Below are 16,046 nucleotides of genomic sequence, written 5' to 3' on the forward strand. Positions count from 1 at the left end.
TGACCAGCCACGTCTTTTCAGTTGCCATCATAGGCCTGTCTCCCGTTATTCAACAAATTTTCGAATCCACCAGGGACGCCCCAAGACGGGATTACCTCGCATCAGATGCAGCCCTCTTTGGGTTAACACAGTGAGCGTGACGCCAAAAAGGGAGAGCCCTTTAAAAAATAAAATCAGGGCGGTACAAATGGCGAGCGTCAGCAAGGTAGGCCAACGAAACCAGGCAAAATAAATCGGTAACAGCAGCGCTGGAATACCCAAAATCGTGAGAGGCCGTGAAGCGTCTCTCCAGGGGGATAACGTCATCGCATTTCCTTTTGTGAGAGTAAAAAATAAGGAGGATTAAAAATCAGACATCTTTGAGTGTTCAGCGGGTATTTTTCTTTCTCTCTTCCATTTCGTTGAGGAGCTCTTCGTCAGCAATCCGGTCTTCTTGATACAGTTGCCATGCCTTGTCAGCCAAACGGGCTTTTTGCGTTTTTAAACGTCGGTTAATCCATGCGCTCCATTGGGTGTAATTCAACTCAGAGAGCGCTTGTCGCACTGCTTCATCAAAAATCAGATATTCACGAATGGCCTGGCGTTGGCCGTCTGTGGTGCGTAATAACTGCTGCACGACAATGACCTGTAATATTCCCAGCAAATCGTGCGCGACGGCTTCCCGCATGTCTGGGGGAAACATCAAGACCGCTCGGGGAATGGTTTCAGCGGGGGAATGGGTGTGCAAGGTAGACAAACACAGATGCCCTGACTGGCCGCAGGCAATGGCCCCCATCAAGGTCTCCCCATCTCGAATTTCTCCCACCCCAATGACATCAGGCGCCTGGCGTAGCGCCAGTCTCAGCCCTTCCGAAAAGCTGCTCACGTCACGCCCAATTTGGGATTGGGTCGGAGGCAAACGATTTTCTGGCGTGCCGAGAATATATTCAATGGGATCTTCGAAGGTGACGATTTTTCTATCGGGATACACACGCCCACAATATTGATAAATGGCCGCCAGTAACGTTGATTTCCCCGAGCCGGTTTCGCCACACACCCAGATTAATCCCTTATGGGGCAACAGATTTTTGAATAACTCAGGCTCGATGACCAAACTCTCCAGTGTCGGGATGTGGGAAGGAATGAGCCTTAAGGTGACGGCCATGGTTAATTCCTGACGTCCCGCCGTGGCTTGAATGAAATTGGCCCGAAACCTCAGGCGTTCTCCTCGTGGTAATCCGTAGCGTCCATTCGCATCGCCCTCGAGCTGGAGTGCCCGATCAACGCCCTGCCCTGATTTCACCATCGCCTTGATTTCTGGCGTAAATATCTCATCGACTAACTGGGTTAATCTGGCCTCTTCCAGGCGAAAGGCACTGGCTTTGATCAATCGCCCGTAACGGCCGACAATCATGGGCGCGCCGCCCTGGAGATGAATGTCGGTGACCTGGTGACTCGCACACCAGGCGAAAAATCGCCGCAGGGTGTCTGCCGTTAATCCCGCGCTGAAATCAAAGGGCGGCAGGCTATTGGCCGTCATTGGATTTTTTCTCCGTCGTGATGATGGGCTGCCAATCGAGGTGATCGATGTTGAATTGAGCGCGTTGTTTTAAGCGCTTTATTTTATCGCCTAAAATCAGTTGATCTGGGGTACCCACGACCGTTTGTTGCTGCTCTGTGACCCTCGGGGGCGTGATCATGCCTTGTTGCAACAGGGTCGAATATTGCAGCATGCCCGTATAATCCCGGGTTAAACGATGAAAATTGGCTTCTAAAATCCGGTCTGCGCTTTCCCGTCCTTCTGACCAGCCTTTTTCTATCGCTTTTCGCCAAACGGTGCGTTGTTCGCCATTTTTCGGTCGTACCGCGTTGTCAGGCAGCGCCGTGGTGGTTGTGCTTAACCCTGCCATCAGATACGGACGCCAGCTGGGCGGATGGCTCACAAATCGTTCTGGAGACAGGATGTGGTAGATTCGGCTGGCAGAGCGGATGTGATCGTCTGTGATATGAGCGATGTCTTGAGCCGAGACGATGACCGGGGGCAACCACCCTTGGGGGCTGATTAAGGTTCGAAAATCATAGAGGGTACTGAGGATGTTTTCTTTGTGTCTCAAAGCCCCTTGCAGTTCCCATGCCCGCTGCGCTTTTCCGCCTCTAAATCCTAAGGTGTGCCCTGCTTCTGTCAGCATTTGATGCACCGTCTCACTCATGCCTTTGTGTGGGTTTGAGGGATTAAGGTAAGCGGTGATATCCGGCGGGGGCTTTTTTTCTGGCTCTTGAGCCCAGGCCGACCCAGTGAGGATGAGTAGCCACAGCATCAGCCCTGATTTTTTCATCTGTGTCCTGCCTTTTCTGGGAGAGAAAAAAACAGATGCAGACTATGTGGGTGTCTTTTGAGTGTCGCCCGACAGCTGATTTGGGTTTCAATCTGGCGAAGGAGCGCGTCAAATCTCATCTCCTGCACGCTGACATTGACCGGAAGAGGGAGCCGGTGGCCACTGCAGGCAAAGGTGAGCCCTCTTTGACGCGCTAATTGAGCCAATAACGCCAGCGCATCTCCCTGCCAGTCCACGTTCACTCTGTTGTTTTCACTCATAATGGGCTGAGCAAACTGCGATCGTTTTTGGTGTAAAGCCCCCGATTGATGGAGCTTTACCTGCTTCATTGAAATAGAACGCGCGGCCTTCTCAAAAGCGGGATTTGCCGGTTTTTCTATTTTGGGCGTTTGACAGCCAGACAGCAGCAAACCTGTCAAAAAAGCGCCGGTTTTTTTCATGGGGTGAGGTTCCGATCAAAAAATAAGAGAAAAAGTCTGTTTTTGCGCGGGCTTTATGGGTGTTGGCGCTGACTCCGCAATTGCTGATAACGCCGATACACCTGTCTGGCATATTTTATCCGGCGGTGTTGGTTATTGTTTGCAAAACCCGCGTTGTAGGAGCCTAAGCACGACCAGTGATGCCCGCAAATGTTGAGATGTCTGGCCAAAATCCAGGCACCTATCTGAACATTCAGACAGGCGTTGCTCAGCAGGTCTTCTTTTGACCTGATGACGCCCAGTGTCTTTAAGGCGGGAATGTGAAGGGAGTTGATTTGCATCAATCCAAAATCGGTACTCAATACCTTTCCCGCTTTATTTTTATTGTGATCGCTCGCTCTGGGATTGAGACCACTTTCCTGTATTGCCATCGCCTCCAGCAACACAGGATCTAACTGGTAACGGAGCCCCGCGGCTTGAAAACAAAGCGCGGCAGCAGGGCCAGAGAGTGTGAGCAGAAAAAAGAACAATCCTGTTTTTTTCATGACGATGACTTGAAAGAGAGCCCACTTTCACCTTTCAAAAAATCAGATAAAACCATTCATCAAGAAAGAAAAAAGCAGAAAGGGAATAAAGGGGAAATGAGGTTGTCGAAAAACTGACCCGTATAACAACGCCAGTAAAATAGACAGACCGGCGACCATGACCGCCGTTGTTTTATCTAACCATAAGCCGATGGACAGGGCGATATAGATATCTCCTGAGGCAAACACCCAGACTTTTTTTTTGAGCCAGCTGAATCCATTGATGACGATAAAAGGAAAAACAAACAGGCCCGTGGCCATGAACGCTTCTTCGGGTGAAGGGCCTATTCTGCCTGAGGAGACACAATAGACGCTGTAGCCACTCAACAAAAAAATCACACTGTCCGGCACCCAACGCCGGACGATATCGATGTAGCTTGAAACCGATAATAAAAAAAGAAAACTCGATAAATACCCCTGTTCAGGATTAAACCAATAAAAGACCGGGGCAATATTCAATAGGGCGACGGCGGCCAGCGGATACATCGGCGGGGTCGTTTCACGGGATGGTTTGAGGTCGTCACATTGAGCCATCACGCTTTGTTCCACTCTGACAATGATTTTAGGGAGGGAAACGGCCATCACCAGGGCGCTGAGCGAGGACAATAAAAATAACAGCATCATCGTCGTTATCTCATGTAGACAAGGTGGTTTTCAGGGATAAACGGCGGCTTTGGGATTTGGCCGGACAGCGTGATGAGATGATGCTCATCGGTGACCCCCATCAGGGAGGAATGGTCCGTGGCGCTCATTAACCCGGCATACAGGCCCGCTTGATTGGGCATATCAACATAACCGATGCCATTTTCAATATGCATTCTTATCTCCGGTTTTTTGCCTAACCAAGGGGGAAGTAAGCCATCAGCATTGACCGTACCGGTATACGCAGGATGATTTTTTTTAAAGGTCGACAACCTGTCTGCATACAGTAGAAAGGTCGTGGTGAACAGACTGTCTGTCACCTGTGATGTGACCTCGGCGTCTTTTTCCTTCAGGGTATTGAATAAATGCGTACCCAGAAAAATGAAAAAAACCACTAACACGCGATTGAGATTCAGCATGATGTCCTTCCAGGGTGATTTCAATGAAACAAGAGTGTAGAGGGGGACGTTAATTCGACAGATCGATTCTGATATCACTGCTCAGGTGGTAATGGGCTGAGCTCAGTGCCACGCGGAGGTGATCGCCCTGGGCTATTTTTAAGCGATATTGTTTTTGTACGACGCCCACGGTTTCGTAGCCCCAGTAGTGGCCACCCCCTCTGGTTTTTCTGACATTTAATCGGTTCGTGATCTGTTCCCTCACTCTGCCATTGAGCGACAGGGTAAAGTTCGCCATGGCGGTGTGTGAGCCGTCGACCGCAAAAAATCTGGATGAAATGGAGACCAGAACAAAATGAAAATCGCCTGTGGACTTTACCGATAATGCATTCATTCCGGCGCGTGACAGGTGGCTTCCCCCTGCTCCCTTCCATACCCCTGATTGACAGGACAGTATGGCCCCGCTCGCATCACGGCTCAATAACCCATTCGGAGTACATCTATGACCCGAAATCGATATGTGATCGAGCTGAACCGTGCCGCCCCGCACGGTGCCTGAGGTATAAATCGATTTCCCGTTATAGGCCTTAATCCACGTTTTATCGGTCATATGCCATCCGCCTTCTCCCTCAGAGGAATACCACCCTTTGGCTCCCTGGGTGATGAACCAGCCGTCTGTGGTCATGTCGCCGCCAGAACGAAGGGCACCTTCAATTTGCGCTGAGCCTGTGGCGTGAAAGGTATTGGTTTTGACTTTATTCGCATTGACTGTATTGACCGCGTTAATGTCGTTCTTATCCATATCGAGGGCCGTTTTCATCGTATTGAGTTCCGTCTGACCGGGGACCGAATGGCGATACAAATAATCATTTTTGCCTGACGCTTGAGAAAAAAATCCGGCGATGACCACATGACCCTCTCCGGGGTTATAGCCCCCAAACGCCGAGAGGGGTTCAGTCCAGCTCCCCATCACGCCTTTGGCTAACCCGCCCTCGATGTAACCGCCGCTGCCTCCGATTCTCATCGCCATTTTCCGGGCGGCACTCAAACTCAGCGGAGCCCCGCCTGTCAAAAAAATCATATGATGAAATTTTAACGGGGCCGGTTGAACAATGCGGGTGTGATAACGCTGTGAAAAAAGATTGGTCTCTGAAAAGCCGGCCGGTAAATACCCCGCATTAATCAGTTGAGGCACGTCCAGGATATAAGGAGCCGTCGCCGTGGCACGGCTTCCAATCCTCAACGCGTTATCCATCATGTATTTTTGCGTGGCTTTTTCTACTCTCAGGGCATGGCTGGCCGCCGTGCTGTACTGCTGGTCTTTGTTAAACTCATAGACCAAAGGCACCACGATCAGAGCAAAGCAAAACAGCCCGACCTCCAAGCCGATGGAGGCATCGGAGATCTGCCTGATGCCCTTTTTTAAAAATGTCATTGTTCTCTCTCCTATGGGGAGCCGGAAGGTTGTCTTAATCTCTGCTAATCAATACTGTTAAAATCATCTTTCAGTGTGATCACACTGAAAACAAGCCGATTTTCATTTGGACATATCTTCATAGAGCCGTTCTGGTGCAGGAAAAAAAAGACCCTTATCCCCAGAGACCTTTGATATTGCTGTCATCATGGTCGAGATATCAATGAAAAAAATCCGTCTCTTTGAGCCGTGATTGACAAGACATGAAGGGCCTTACATATTCGTAGTAAAAGTCACCGTATTGTTTCTTCCAGCAACACAGGCGGCAGAGGCCTGTGCCGGTGATATCTCGCCCGTCATCGCAGGCGCACTGTTGATTCGGACCGAAGCGATATCTCCATTGCTTAAGGTCGTGGCGAGTTTCATGCAATCTTTTTCATTCATGCCGGCTGTTGAGACAATAAAACCGATTCCGCTGCCGGTGACGGTGATGGCCCCGCCGCTGGCATTAAAAAGCCGGTCTCCCACAATCGAAATGCCTTTAGGGATCGCCCCTGAGCGAATAAGCGCGGGCACCAAACTGGCCGTGCCATAATCCGTAGAGCTGCGCAGGGATTTGGTTTCGTTGAGCAGGGTGTTGATACTACTGACGGCTGAAGTCGAATAGACTTTGACATACAACCCCATCCCCGCCGCCGCGACCATCGCCAGCCCCACAAAGGCCATACCCCAACCGATACTGGCATCACTGATATTAAAAATACCTTTTTTTAACGAGTTCATTTTTTTTCCTTTAAAAGTGGAAGGCGATTTCAATCAAGCTGTACATAATGCCCACAATGCCGACCGTCGCAGCCGTGCCCCCAAACATACTGACTAATTTAATGACATTCCCTTGCCGTTCGACCTGCATTAAGGTGGTTGCTAACAATCGCTCTCCAAATCGCTCTAACGCCCCTTCCTGATTCGAGGTCTCAAACACACTGTGCATTTTGATGATCGCGTCCTCGCTGGGGAACTCATATCCCGCTGTATCTAACGCCGCGCCTAAATTTTCTTCCCCATCGGCGAGACGCGCTAATGCCGCGTTGATTTTTTCTATTAATCAGGGGGATTGGGAGAGGTCTCGCATTTTTATCAGGGCATTTTTAACCGGGATGTTGGAGGACATTAAGGCGCTGACACTGGTGACAAAAGTCGAGCCCTGTATTCCTTTATAAAAGGAATACGGGGGAAATTTGTCCGCATAAAACCGCCTTTTCCCGACCCAGCGCGGAAAAGAATACACAATGAGAATGCAGGTCAGCACAAATCCGATGAAGAGCCAACCCCCCCAGGTAATGACAAAAAGATAAAAATAATACACGCCTTTTTGAGCCAGGCTCCATTGAACCAGGGGCACGGATTCCAGGAGCAACGGAACGAGCATCACGCAGGCGAGGGTTAAAATCGTCAAAGACAACGAAAAGAGATAAGCACTGGTCAACAGCGCGCCCCGAATCGCCTTTTTTAATTGTTCAGTGGAATGCGCGATGTGGATGGCTTTATGGAAGCCATCCGCAGGACGACCGGCAATATGGCACGCCTCTATGACACTGATTTCCTGCTCTGGAAACCACGCCTTTAATGCCTCTGCTAAAGGGGTCCCTTCCTCAAAATGCGCCGCGCATTCTTTTAAGATCTGCGCGATTTCGTTATTCGGCTTCTTTCCCCGGCGCGTGTAATTGATGATGAGCCTGTCAAAAGTTTTTTTAATGCTTTGGCCGTCCAGCAAATAGTGCCTGAAATTATCGTAAATATCTGAGCGATCATCGGCGTTAAAAGTCCACTGACACAGGATCCGGTTAAATGGATTCATTTGATGCTCTCCTGTGATGCTGTGATTTTTCTCTGATGTCTTCGGTGAACACCATGAAATCCCGGTCCAGGTTACAGACCTCCTTATGTGCCATGACGGGATCGATCCTTCCTTCATTAATCAGTCGAAGGGTATTTTCGCACAAGGTCTGTCCGCCTTTTTGATACCAGTAGTCATAGGCATGGGTTTTTCCCCGCTCGTGATATCGGCGCATCCATTCGGCATCGACTTCGATGACTTCAAAAATCCCCACCCGTCCTTTCACCCCTTTTCCTTCACAGTGTTTGCAGTCGCCCGTATTTTTTAAGCAGACCCTGGAAGTTTGGCAAAATGTCTCAATTAACCCTTGAAACACCGGTAAGATGTCATTTTTGTGTTCGAGGTATCTTTTTTTACAATGAGGGCAGAGTTTGGGGGCGAGGCGTTGTCCCACCAAACAAGTGATCAATGAGGCATCCGTGATGAAGTCATTTTCGACCTTTAAGCTTTTCAGGCGTGCAATGGTGTCAATCGGATGCGTGGTATGCAGCGTGGTTAATACGTAATGGCCTGTCTGAGCGACTTCCATTGCGGCGGTGGCTGAAAGGTGATCGCGGACTTCACCCATCACTATCCAATTAATATCGAGCCGCATCAGGCTTTTGACGGCTTGCCACCATTCCTCGTTGGGGCCTAACGCGGTTTGCACTGCTCCTTTAATCGGAGACTCGACCGGATTTTCGACGGTGGCTAAATGGATCCCTGTGTCTCTGGCGGTAATGAGCTCACTGATCACCTGCACCAGGGTACTTTTCCCCGATCCCATCGGCCCCGTGAAAAAGATAATGCCCGTGGGCCTGGAGATAGCGCGTTCAAGAACCGCTTCCTGTTGCTCTGTCAATCCCAGCTGATTGAGTGACAAGGCGCCATGACGCCGAACTATCAATCGGATCACCACCAATAGACCCTCCGAAGTAGGGCGGCTGGCAAAACGTCCTCCCGTGAGACCTAAGACTTGCACATATTTTTCCAGAATTTTTGCATCTGATGGATCTGTGTAAGAAACAGAAGCATGACTTTGGTTCGTACACAAGGTGTTGTACAGCGTATTGATGCAACGGCTGCCTTCACTCGCGGAATATTCCTCGTAATAAGCCAACTTTCCGTCGATACGAAAATAGACTGAGCAGACAATTTTTTCCAAACGGATATGCACATCCGAGGCTCTTTGAGTGACCGCGTCACTGAGGATTTTAATGATTCTTTTTTGTATGGTTTTTGTCGATTTGTCCTCTTCATTCTTTACGTCCAACTCTGCCGATTTATTGAATTCAACAATGTCAGATAAAGCACAGGCCTCCAGGCTAAATGGAACATGACTAGCCTTCAATCGGCGCTCATAATCCATCACTTCAAGGGAATTGATAAAAGGGGAAGCGACTTTTAATGTCAGTGAACCATCATTGAGTTTCACTAAACACATCGCTTCCTTTAATTTTTCCGGTAAACGGTCATCGGGTACGGCATGGGGCCCTGACAAAGGGAGGACTTTCATGGGGTAACCTCTGTTAGCAGGGTTTTCTTGCCCTCAGAATCTGTGATCACGACTTCATCGAGAGAAACCTGGGTGAGGGTAAAACCGCCTGGGATCGCGTCCCCTTTTTTTCGGGTCATTTCAGTGCCATCAGGAAAACGCAAACGCACAGACAGGCTTTTTCCATGGCCAATCATTTTCGTGATACGCGGAATGGGATCCGGTTTGATGGACATCGTGGGGCTCCTGTCTAACGAGCCCGTCAATCCCACCTCGTCTTTCGCTTTATTGCGTGCGGACAAGGCCTTGTACCAGGTGATTTGACTTTGCAAGGCATCCAGTTCACCAACGGTGTTGATGTCAGGGGTGGCGCTCAGTAATGAGGGAAAAAGGGTCAACAAAAAGAGAAATACTTTATGGCTTTCCATACATCACCCCTTGTACCTGATATTGGATGGCGGCGTTATCCTGATTGATCAGCAAGGCGATTTTTTTTATTCTCATCCCTGGCAGTTCACTCTCTTTAAAGATCATTCTCGGAGGAATCGCGCTCTCATAGCTGAAATTCATTTCCCGCCAGTTCGGCAAGGGAAAGTCGATGCCCTGTTCGTCTGTTGTCTTTTCCGCAAAAGGCACCTCCGTTAACGTGAACCTGAGATTATTGCGTTGCAATAATGTCATGAGCTTGTCTAACTGATGTGACAGTGGCAGTAACGGGTCATCGCCTTCGGGTATGGCATGGATGGGAAGAAAGAAAACGGCGGCCCCGGTTTGTTTTCCGTTAAAGCGGGGGGTCACCGAATAACGTTTTTCCACACTCCATTTAAAATCCATCGCGCCCACAGCAGAGCCCTCAAGCCGAGCAAAAAGCAGTTCCGCCTTATCATGAAAACACGTGATCTGAGCGGGGATCCACCCGCCTAATGACAAAGGGATGTCCTGTATTTTTTTGTCGCATCCTTCAATAAAATGTTGAACAGACGGTTTATCTACCCAAGGGGGCTTTAAGCTGAGAAGGGCCGATTGATAGCGAGCGGCTCTATTGATGTCGTCGGCTAATTTTTGTTTTTCTACTGCCATTAAACGGGCTTTATTTTCTTGATGATCCCAATATTCATTCAAAAAATAGAGCACACTCAGGATAAAAATAAAAAAAGACGCCCAAAAAATCTTTTCCTTTTGGGTCAGTCCCCAGGTCAAGGGTTTAAGCCTGAATTCTTTTTTCAGATTTTTAACGGCCAGTACGTCCGACAAAGCCATCTCATCGGTCACCCATAAAAACCGTTTGTCTCCAAACACCTTCACTTCCCCCTCGCCTTGGGATAAACGGGCCGTCATATCCACCACCTCTTGCTCCAAGGCCTCTGCATGCACGATTTTATCGGTCCAGGGCATGACCAACCCACCTGTAGAAGCAATCACAATATAATGATCCTCCATTGACTCTACTGGGATCACGGCCAGCCATTTACCTGAAATCAAGGACACCAATGACACCGCCAGTGAATATTTTCCTTTGAGTGGGACAGAAAATTTGGGCGCGAAGCCTGCTTGAATAGATCCGTTTTGCCGGATGGCGACCACATCCAGGTGTTCTCTTTTCCCAATGGCTTTCACTTCTTTCATAAAATGTAAGTCCCCTTTAATCGCCCGCCATTCAAGGCCGACGACGAAGGACTTTTTGTTGTAAGTCACAATATGGATTGGTTTTTTTTCGTGGGACATAAATGACTCTTTATTATGCTAAAAAAATAGGGTGATTTATACCATTTCAGGTATATTTAACTTATGATCACAAAAGAAAAACGCCTTTTCTGGATTGGAAGCAGCAAAAAAGATTTGATGGCTCTTCCTAAAGATGTGCGCAAATTCTTCGGGCATGCCTTGGATTTCTCTCAACGAGGGGAGCAGCATGACTCAGCAAAAGTAATGAAAGGTTTCGGGGGAACCCGTGTTCTGGAAATCGTTAAAAACGATATGGCTGGTACTTATAGAGCGTTTTAGACAGTCAAATTTGAAGAAGCGATGTTCGTTTTACATTGTTTTCAAAAAAAGAGTAAAAGTGGCATTGCTACTCCAAAAGAGGAGATGAAGATCATTCACGCCAGGCTAAAAGTAGCTGAGGCTTTTGCGAAGAGGTTAAAAAATCATGACAAAAGAAATCATTGACGGCATCGAAGTCGAAATTTGTTCCAACAATATCTTTTCCGATCTTGGTTTACCCAATCCCGATAAACTAAAAATAAAATCGGGTTTAGTGATTGAAATCACGAAGGCTCTACGTAAGCTGGGTCTGACGCAGAGTCAGGCTGCTCACCGTATGTGCATTACACAAGCTAAAGTCTCCGGTATGTTAAAAGGAGATTTTTCCAATCTATCTGAACGCAAGCTGATGGATTGTTTAAATCGTCTCTGTTACGATATCGAAATTAAGGTAAAACCTACTTCTGAATCTCTCGGGCATTTACTCTTTTGCGTTGCTTCTTAAAGAATTTTTTACTAACGCAATAAAGGGGTAATGGTGATCACAAAAGATTCTTTTTTGCTTTTCCCTGACATCCCTCCCCCGAATAAAAAATGGCGGGAGGAACCGACCCCTCGTTGACTCCCATCTTGAATATTTTGTTCAAAACCACTCATGAGAACCGTCTCGCCTGGCTTGAGCCATACCCGTTGTGGAATAGAGCGGGAGGCGGTATCGGGGGCTTCGATGCTTTCAGTTTTGTTCCTGTTCTCTATTCTTCTCAGCCGATTGAGCGATGAGATGTCCATCATCATCGTCAGCATCATTTTTTCATTATCCGCCAATATTTTTGGCATGATATTGATGTTGGTACCGGTCGTAATTTCACCCGGCTCCAGTGATTGAACGGGTTCAGCGCCCGTCGTTGTGTTGCCCGTAGTGACCGACGTTTTGCGCAAATAAGTGGTTTGCTTTCCAATTTGCATCCCAGCAGTGGCTAAGTTCGTGGTCATGATAGACAGCGTTTTCACATCCGATACCTTGACCTGCTCAGATAAGGCCTGCAATAAAAATTGTGACCCCGCCCATTGCGACGCTCTCCCCGTGGCCGTTTGCAAAATTTCAAACCCCCCATTGGCCAAATTCGATCCCGCATTAAAGTCATTCGCCACATGAATCCCGTATTTTCCTGACAGGGATTTAAAAATCACATTCCAGTCAATGCTTAACTGGTCAGCCGTCTCCGTGTGCACGGTGTACACCACCACTTTAAGCAAGACCTGTTTCGACAGCTTGATATTTTCATCTCGCAGGTACTCCCCAATGCGGTTGACCACTTCGGGAACATCTGTCACCACCACCACCCCTGAGGTTTGATTGAGACTGAGCCGCCCCACGCCCGGGGTTAACATGCTTTCCGCGGTTTTTTGGATATCGCCGTAGAGGTCATTGGCCATTTCGGTTTGTTGGGAGGTACTTGAGCCGCTACTCGATCCGCCGCCGCCTGTGCTACTTTGAGTGGATAAACCACTCTTTTGATGATTCTTGAGCGAATATTTCGCATTGGTCGGATCGATGTTAAAACGACGGGTTTCCAGATAAAAAAGCGTGATTTCTTCATTTTTGACCCGCCATGAAATGCCTAAACGGGCGGTCACCATATCCAGCAAACCCGCCACCTTGCCAGAGTAAGCGACATCAGTGATCGTACTGTTCATCGAGGCTGTTTCTGAATTCAAGCGACTCGTCTGAATGTCCACCGACGGCAAAGGCATCATGCCGTTGTTATCCAGCGGAGGAACGGGCGAAGGCCCCCTATCCCTATTCTGAATGTGATCCTGTCCACCTCTACTGGAAGTCCCTCTGCTGAGCAATGCCGCGGCATCTGGGGAAATTTTCACCCGGGAACCGGATTAATCCATTGCTCTTGATAAAATTTCACCACGGGACGCGCCGTTGAGGCGTCTTTCAGTAGAGCACTGACCTTATCCGAATCTGTTTGAGCGGCCTTCATCACGTTATCAATGCGACGATGCACTGCACAGCCAGAAAGAAAGAGCGCAATGCTCAGGCAACCCCCCCAAAATGGCCTGTTCATGAGTGTCTCTCCTGGTCATCGACTTTGAGCAGACATTGTGTCGTATTGATCCCTGCAAATAGAGGCACCGTGGCCTTGGCATATAAACGAAATATTCCATTCAAGGCGTCACGGAAAGTGCCAGAAAAGGATAAAGGCGCATCTATTCTGTAATTGGTGTCTGTGTCCCAAATGAGGCTCCATGTTCTCTTTTTGTCAGGGAGGCACTTTTCCTGCTCAACCCATAAATATAAAGTCTCTTTGAGCGTCGAGCCCTTTTGCGCTCGCCAGTTTTTCTCTGTTTGAATGGGCGTTTTAGGCATGGAGTCCCTTTTTTGAACTGTCAGTTTTACTGTCTTATTAAAGAAGCCGCCTTGCGCTGCCGTGGGGATTCCTGTCCGGTTTGACCTGATTTCCAGGAGCGAAATCCCTGATTCCGCTGGCTTGCTGGAGTCTCTGTTGTGCCAAGGCTATCTTTTTGCTGTGGAGGTGTATTTGCGACTCAATCAATGTCACAGGCGCTGTGTTCTCATGGTGAGAGCGAGAGCCGCTACAACCCGCCAAACAGAGTAAAAAAAACAGAATCAGGATGAGTTTCATGGAGAGAGAGGCCTTGAGTCTCCTTTGTTGAGACAGCCTTTTTTCTTGAGAAAAGCCCATAAGGTTTGAAAAAAAGAGGGGGTTTTCTTGGAAAGCGCTTTTCTAATCAAACGTCGCCGTCTTTTTTGTTCTTGCGCTCTGTCTTGTTTTTTCATCTTTTTTTCGCCTCTTCTTACGTTAACTATGGAAGCCCCTGGAAATCGTCCTTTTTTTCTGGTCAGGTCCGCTTTGGGGAAATTCAGGCAAAAAGCCGGCTGACGCTTAACGCCTAAAAAATATTTTTAATAAAGTGAAAAGGATTTTGCTGGTGAAAAAGAAATGGGGTCTTGTTTGATGGGCTTAAAAACCCCTTATTGAATGGCCTCTAAAAAAGCCAGGAATAGGGCGGTTCTCGCGTGCGCCTCTTTTTTTTGAACAATGTTTTTAATTTGTTCTTTTTGACTTTCTTTAAGGGAAGTCGTGATTTTATGATTTGTCCTGGTTTCGTCATTCATGCAAAGGGGGAAGCGCATGATTTCCTGCATCACAGCTTCTCGAATCGGGACAATGGTATTGGCAAATCTCACCAGATGACTGATGCCAGCGCAATGCTCTATCTTTCTGGTAGGGATCTTCTCAGGATCGAAACAAGTAAATAAATACCCTTTAAAGAGGGGTTCAATCACAGCTCTCTTATTTTTTCTATCAAGACGTTGACGCCAGGTTTGAATAGAAGGACTTAATGAATGAACCTCAATTTGTATCAAGGCTTGCTGCGCTTTATAAAGATTACTGCAACCTGATTTGTGACAGGTGAGATACCATTTTTTTTCCATATCTATTTATCTTATCACCCCTTTTTTATAAGGCGCAGGCTCCGCCCAATTTAAACCCAGTGATTTCTGGTTAAATGTGATGAAATTAAAAACAGTTATTTTAGAAAAATAAAAAAAATTGAATTTTATTTATTATTTAATTTTTGCGTCGTCTACTCTGTTGAAAACTGCTTTCTCTCTTTCTCTGTACCTAAAATTTTTTTCAGTCTTTTTTGTGCATCATTCCCTGATTTTTCAATCAGATAACGAACAAATTCAGAAACCGTGACCGGTCTTCCAGCATAATGCCCGACATCAAGCACCATTTTATCCAAACGGTCACGTAATTCTGCGCCGATATAGACTGATTTTCCACGACGGGAAATTTGGTTAAACATGCATTAATTTCCTTAGGGAAATGAAATCATTTTTTGTCAGACATGATGATGACTGATATTTTTTTAAATTAATATCGTGTAAATGATGATTTTTAGCTTAAAAATCTAAATTTTTTTAAAATAGAATAAGGGCTGAAAAATCAGCCCTTGATATGAATATAACTAACAGTTAGGTTGTTTATAGCTAAACGACATAAGAATAGTTACATAATATGTTCTGAAAACAAGGTATTGATGTCGCATTGAAGTTCTCTTCTTTTTCTTTTAGCTTGAGCCCATGTGTGCTCAATAGGGTTGAACTCGGGCGAATAAGGAGGCAAATATTCAATAGAATGACCGGCGTTGAGAATGGCGTGTTGAATATCTTTTCGCTTGTGGAAAGAAGCGTTATCCATCATCATCACGCACGGATGAGGAAGAGCGGGTAGGAGCAGCTGAGTGACCCAGGCATAAAAAACATCGCTGTTAATGGAGCAGTTAAAGAGGCCCACCGCGATGAGAGTGACCCCTAATAAGGCACCAATGACGTTAGTGCGGCCCTTAGCCTGCCAATCGTGAGTCCCAAAACAGCGTTGACCTCGTGTAGCGTATCCGTAGAGGCGGGGCATATCGTGAGCAAAGCCGCTCTCATCGAGATAAACCAGAGATTTACCCTGCTTTTGATACCCCGCGATTTTTTCCTGGAACCCCTGTCGTGCCTCTTCGTTTGCCTTGGGATGACGCAGAGTTTTTTTTATAGGTCAGACCCCATCTTTTCAATGCTTGCCAGATGGCTTTGGGGCACACCCCGAAACGGGCCGCCCGTTCCCGTTGATAGCTATCTGGATACTCTGCCACATCTTTGATAAACGCCTCTTTATCCATCTTGCCTCGACGCGGACCCGAGGGTTTCGGTTCTATTCGCTTGAGCCAACGCCTGAGAGTATCTGTACCTACGTGAAAACGCTTCGCCGTTGCTCTGATGCTCAGTCCTTCTTTCTCTCGAATACTCAGGACTTTTTGACGAAAATCCACTGAATAACTCATAGTGACCTCATGCTAATTAGTTCTTTATATTGTAACTAAAATTAA

23 protein-coding genes and 1 pseudogene are annotated in these 16,046 nt (G+C 47.4%); 2 read left to right on the forward strand and 22 right to left on the reverse strand.

Going from position 1 to position 16,046, the window contains the following annotated elements; translation table 11 throughout:
* Positions 1-45: 45 nt before the first annotated feature.
* The 14 genes from icmT to pilO2 all read right to left on the reverse strand — a co-directional run bounded on the left by icmT (position 46) and on the right by pilO2 (position 10,868).
* Entirely contained in the window at positions 46-306 is a 261-nt protein-coding gene (gene icmT, locus HDEF_RS06390) for an IcmT/TraK family protein (RefSeq protein ID WP_015873087.1), read from the reverse strand.
* Between the two features lie 61 nt (positions 307-367).
* On the reverse strand, positions 368-1,519 hold the full coding sequence (gene traJ, locus HDEF_RS06395; protein ID WP_015873826.1) for a plasmid transfer ATPase TraJ: 1,152 nt from the start codon (positions 1,517-1,519) through the stop codon (positions 368-370).
* Positions 1,506-2,315: a type IV secretion system DotC family protein gene (locus tag HDEF_RS06400; protein ID WP_015873827.1), complete on the reverse strand. Its 810-nt coding sequence runs from the start codon at positions 2,313-2,315 to the stop codon at positions 1,506-1,508. The genes traJ and HDEF_RS06400 overlap by 14 nt, the downstream gene beginning before the upstream one ends.
* A complete protein-coding gene (locus HDEF_RS06405) occupies positions 2,312-2,755 on the reverse strand; it encodes a DotD/TraH family lipoprotein (protein ID WP_015873828.1) in 444 nt (147 codons plus the stop codon). The genes HDEF_RS06400 and HDEF_RS06405 overlap by 4 nt, the downstream gene beginning before the upstream one ends.
* A 53-nt stretch (positions 2,756-2,808) precedes the next feature.
* Positions 2,809-3,279: a lytic transglycosylase domain-containing protein gene (locus HDEF_RS06410; protein ID WP_015873829.1), complete on the reverse strand. Its 471-nt coding sequence runs from the start codon at positions 3,277-3,279 to the stop codon at positions 2,809-2,811.
* Positions 3,280-3,321: 42 nt separating this feature from the next.
* Positions 3,322-3,942 carry a prepilin peptidase gene (locus HDEF_RS06415; protein ID WP_015873830.1) on the reverse strand — a complete coding sequence of 207 codons (621 nt, stop codon included), beginning with the start codon at positions 3,940-3,942 and terminating at the stop codon, positions 3,322-3,324.
* A gap of 5 nt (positions 3,943-3,947) precedes the next feature.
* Positions 3,948-4,379 (reverse strand): type IV pilus biogenesis protein PilM, encoded by a 432-nt coding sequence (gene pilM / locus HDEF_RS06420; RefSeq protein WP_015873831.1) that lies wholly within the window; start codon positions 4,377-4,379, stop codon positions 3,948-3,950.
* 49 nt (positions 4,380-4,428) lie between these two features.
* Positions 4,429-5,793: a shufflon system plasmid conjugative transfer pilus tip adhesin PilV gene (gene pilV, locus HDEF_RS06425; protein WP_015873832.1), complete on the reverse strand. Its 1,365-nt coding sequence runs from the start codon at positions 5,791-5,793 to the stop codon at positions 4,429-4,431.
* Between the two features lie 252 nt (positions 5,794-6,045).
* Positions 6,046-6,555, reverse strand: coding sequence for a type 4 pilus major pilin (locus HDEF_RS06430; protein WP_015873833.1), 510 nt, complete (start codon positions 6,553-6,555; stop codon positions 6,046-6,048).
* 10 nt (positions 6,556-6,565) lie between these two features.
* Positions 6,566-6,763: a hypothetical protein gene (locus HDEF_RS13245; RefSeq protein ID WP_234809362.1), complete on the reverse strand. Its 198-nt coding sequence runs from the start codon at positions 6,761-6,763 to the stop codon at positions 6,566-6,568.
* Between the two features lie 114 nt (positions 6,764-6,877).
* Positions 6,878-7,630 carry a type II secretion system F family protein gene (locus HDEF_RS06435; protein WP_234809363.1) on the reverse strand — a complete coding sequence of 251 codons (753 nt, stop codon included), beginning with the start codon at positions 7,628-7,630 and terminating at the stop codon, positions 6,878-6,880.
* Positions 7,617-9,164 carry a GspE/PulE family protein gene (locus HDEF_RS06440; protein ID WP_015873834.1) on the reverse strand — a complete coding sequence of 516 codons (1,548 nt, stop codon included), beginning with the start codon at positions 9,162-9,164 and terminating at the stop codon, positions 7,617-7,619. Before HDEF_RS06440 ends, HDEF_RS06435 begins: the two co-directional genes overlap by 14 nt.
* Positions 9,161-9,571 (reverse strand): type IV pilus biogenesis protein PilP, encoded by a 411-nt coding sequence (gene pilP / locus HDEF_RS06445; RefSeq protein ID WP_015873835.1) that lies wholly within the window; start codon positions 9,569-9,571, stop codon positions 9,161-9,163. The genes HDEF_RS06440 and pilP overlap by 4 nt, the downstream gene beginning before the upstream one ends.
* Complete coding sequence (gene pilO2 / locus HDEF_RS06450; protein ID WP_015873836.1) at positions 9,558-10,868, reverse strand: type 4b pilus protein PilO2; 1,311 nt, start codon at positions 10,866-10,868, stop codon at positions 9,558-9,560. The genes pilP and pilO2 overlap by 14 nt, the downstream gene beginning before the upstream one ends.
* A gap of 117 nt (positions 10,869-10,985) precedes the next feature.
* Between pilO2 and HDEF_RS06455 the strand changes: the two are divergent.
* Positions 10,986-11,312: pseudogene (locus HDEF_RS06455) on the forward strand (type II toxin-antitoxin system RelE/ParE family toxin).
* Positions 11,293-11,631 carry a helix-turn-helix domain-containing protein gene (locus tag HDEF_RS06460; RefSeq protein WP_015873837.1) on the forward strand — a complete coding sequence of 113 codons (339 nt, stop codon included), beginning with the start codon at positions 11,293-11,295 and terminating at the stop codon, positions 11,629-11,631. Before HDEF_RS06455 ends, HDEF_RS06460 begins: the two are co-directional and overlap by 20 nt.
* Before the next feature lie 11 nt (positions 11,632-11,642).
* On the opposite strand, the gene pilN is transcribed toward HDEF_RS06460, so the two are convergent.
* The 8 genes from pilN to HDEF_RS06490 all read right to left on the reverse strand — a co-directional run bounded on the left by pilN (position 11,643) and on the right by HDEF_RS06490 (position 16,001).
* Complete coding sequence (gene pilN / locus HDEF_RS06465; protein WP_238526165.1) at positions 11,643-13,007, reverse strand: PilN family type IVB pilus formation outer membrane protein; 1,365 nt, start codon at positions 13,005-13,007, stop codon at positions 11,643-11,645.
* Positions 13,004-13,204, reverse strand: coding sequence for a hypothetical protein (locus tag HDEF_RS13250; RefSeq protein WP_234809365.1), 201 nt, complete (start codon positions 13,202-13,204; stop codon positions 13,004-13,006). The genes pilN and HDEF_RS13250 overlap by 4 nt, the downstream gene beginning before the upstream one ends.
* Positions 13,201-13,506, reverse strand: coding sequence for a toxin co-regulated pilus biosynthesis Q family protein (locus tag HDEF_RS13255; RefSeq protein WP_015873838.1), 306 nt, complete (start codon positions 13,504-13,506; stop codon positions 13,201-13,203). The genes HDEF_RS13250 and HDEF_RS13255 overlap by 4 nt, the downstream gene beginning before the upstream one ends.
* Positions 13,507-13,543: 37 nt before the next feature.
* Entirely contained in the window at positions 13,544-13,843 is a 300-nt protein-coding gene (locus tag HDEF_RS13260; protein WP_234809366.1) for a hypothetical protein, read from the reverse strand.
* A gap of 290 nt (positions 13,844-14,133) precedes the next feature.
* Positions 14,134-14,598: a transcription termination/antitermination NusG family protein gene (locus HDEF_RS06475; protein ID WP_015873840.1), complete on the reverse strand. Its 465-nt coding sequence runs from the start codon at positions 14,596-14,598 to the stop codon at positions 14,134-14,136.
* A gap of 152 nt (positions 14,599-14,750) precedes the next feature.
* A complete protein-coding gene (locus tag HDEF_RS06480) occupies positions 14,751-14,975 on the reverse strand; it encodes a hypothetical protein (protein WP_015873841.1) in 225 nt (74 codons plus the stop codon).
* Between the two features lie 203 nt (positions 14,976-15,178).
* Positions 15,179-15,712: an IS630 family transposase gene (locus HDEF_RS06485; RefSeq protein ID WP_086934965.1), complete on the reverse strand. Its 534-nt coding sequence runs from the start codon at positions 15,710-15,712 to the stop codon at positions 15,179-15,181.
* Complete coding sequence (locus tag HDEF_RS06490) at positions 15,624-16,001, reverse strand: IS630 transposase-related protein (protein WP_012737971.1); 378 nt, start codon at positions 15,999-16,001, stop codon at positions 15,624-15,626. Before HDEF_RS06490 ends, HDEF_RS06485 begins: the two co-directional genes overlap by 89 nt.
* Positions 16,002-16,046 lie beyond the last annotated feature (45 nt).

Origin of the sequence: Candidatus Hamiltonella defensa 5AT (Acyrthosiphon pisum), from assembly GCF_000021705.1 — a bacterium.
Lineage (GTDB): Bacteria > Pseudomonadota > Gammaproteobacteria > Enterobacterales > Enterobacteriaceae > Hamiltonella > Hamiltonella defendens.